Raw genomic sequence first — 2,443 nt, forward strand, 5'->3', positions numbered from 1 at the left:
GTTAACTCATCTATATCAGATTCAGCAACATCAAAAACAACAGGCGGTAAAGTATTTGGAAAAGCATCTACTACAGCGGCAACAGATGCAGCAAAAGCAGGGTCTACACTAGCAAAACGATTAGAAAAATTAAGAAAAGGCAATGTTGCATTGATGGTTGGTCAAGCTGCATTACAAGCTTTGATCGAGGGAATTGGATGGGTCATGGACGAGGGTGGAAAAGTTACAAAAACTGATGATTCAAATATTTCAAAATGTGGTGTGACAGGTGCGGGTTGTGCTTATGCTTCAACAATTTATCAATTGCAGGGTAATAGTATAAATACTGCTATGGGATATTTTCCGACGGCTCAAGATGCTTGCAAATATTACACAAATTATTATTCTTTAAAGTATATTGGAATTGGCTCTAGTGGCTCATGTCAATATAGTACTACTGGTGGCACGACTGCAAATGCTGAAACTGCGATTTATGATTTTACTAATTTATATTATTCTTCAACAGCTGAACAACCTACAGTTTCTGCTGTTGAAGTCAATACAGACGAACTCGCTTCAAAAATTTCAGATTATGTCGGTTCAAACAATAACGACTTATCACAACAACTTATTCAAGATGCATATACACATGATAATAATTTCGGCATAAACGATGCTGAAAATCAGCTTTCTACGGAACAAGGCAATAAATTAGTTGACGCATTACAAAATGCTGCAAAATCAGAAAACGGAACATATACAAGCTCTGACGGTCAAACAACAGCAAGCGTACAACCTGCGGGGACAGCATCAACATCAACAGGTGAAGCAACAACAACGAATCCGGATGGAACAACATCAAGTACAACAACAGAACAAACAACAGAATGGCCCGCTGTTTGTGACTATGCCTCTTTTTTATGTGAATGGTGGCAGTGGACACAAGAAAAATATGATGAATTTACTAAAGAACCAGAAGATGAAGATACACAATTAGATATTGATGATCAAAATCAAGTCGATATAGATACAAATATTAATTTTGGTGGTCAGTGTCCTGCACCAATTGTATTAATTGATTCTCAAATATTAGGTATTGCATGGTATTGGCAATATGACTTTACAGATTTTTGTACAATATTAACCTCTTATGTTCGTCCAATATTAATTGCATTGGGGGCATTTATTGCAGCACTAATAATTGGTGGAGTAAAAATAAATGAGTAGCTTATCAACATTATTAGCATCAGCACAGAAAGGATTTTTAAAACGCATATTAGAAGGCGCAGGCATAGGCTTGGGTACAGCAGGAGTATCAATGCTGTTATTAAAATCTGCAATATCTGTTTTTCAAAACACCTTAAATGGAATACCTGTTGCTGTTTTTCAATTAATCGGTTTGTCTGGAATAGATATATTTTTTTCGCTGATATTGGGTGCAATTGTCACTAAACATCAAGCAAATTTATCAAAACTATTTTTTACGAAAAAATGACGGCTAACGGCGAGGAGCCATCGACGAGCCTTATGCCGTCATTTTCGTAAAAAAATATAGGAGAAATAATATGCTTCACTTGATTACAGGTGTGCCAGGCGCATCAAAAACAGCATTTGCAGTTACAAAACTTGATGATATAGAAAGAAAAAATAAAGTTTATTTAAAAAAGAATATGCTTATATATGAACATAATAAAAAACTATATGAAAAATATCATGATGATTTTTCATATTATGTATATGAAACTGGTTCCGCACATGAATTAAAATCTTTAATAGAAGTTTTACCAGATGATTATTTTGATTTTTTCGGTCATGATTTTGATGATTTAAGACCAGATTATTATTTTTTACGATCAGTTCGTTATAATGAAATAATTGATCGCATTAATGAAAGAGAAGGTCATCAAGATTTTCAATATTTTAAACCAGTTCGTACCATTTACTCTAATATAAATGCTTTAAAAATTGATTACTGTCGTGCATTAATAAAAGACTGGAGAGATGCTCCGGATGGCTCTATTTTTGTTATAGATGAAGTACAACTCGTTGAACCGTATTCTGAGATAAAACAGAAAGATCCAATTGTTCAAGATTTAACAATTCATCGGCATAGGGGATTTGATTTCTACTTTATTACACAAGCACCTGCATTCTTGCATCCGACTGTAAGAGATTTGGTCGGGGTTCATTATCATATTACTAGACCTTACGGACGTACTCCGAAAGTTTATCAATATGGGTCTACTCGACAATATCCGAACACACTGATCAACAAATTAAACTGTGAATCAAAATTTAGTTTTAAACCTCAAGATCGAATATTTAAACTTTATAAATCAACCACAATAAACACGCATGAAAAACGGTTGCCTGCTGGCTTAATTCCGCTTGCGCTTTTTGGTACAGCGGGATTTGCTATGTTCATGTGGGGAATGTCAGATAAAACAACAACACAAGAACCTCA

3 protein-coding genes are annotated in these 2,443 nt (G+C 34.6%); all 3 read left to right on the forward strand.

What is annotated here, in order from left to right; translation table 11 throughout:
• The coding region (locus tag F4V57_RS14820; RefSeq protein ID WP_266094842.1) for a virulence factor TspB C-terminal domain-related protein at positions 1–1,206 on the forward strand (1,206 nt) is incomplete at its 5' end.
• On the forward strand, positions 1,199–1,474 hold the full coding sequence (locus F4V57_RS14675) for a DUF2523 family protein (RefSeq protein WP_070070857.1): 276 nt from the start codon (positions 1,199–1,201) through the stop codon (positions 1,472–1,474). The genes F4V57_RS14820 and F4V57_RS14675, both read left to right, overlap by 8 nt.
• A 70-nt stretch (positions 1,475–1,544) precedes the next feature.
• A partial coding sequence (locus F4V57_RS14680) for a zonular occludens toxin domain-containing protein (protein ID WP_150330563.1) occupies positions 1,545–2,443 on the forward strand: 899 nt, incomplete at its 3' end.

The sequence above is a fragment of the Acinetobacter qingfengensis genome (assembly GCF_008693185.1).
GTDB lineage: Bacteria > Pseudomonadota > Gammaproteobacteria > Pseudomonadales > Moraxellaceae > Acinetobacter > Acinetobacter qingfengensis.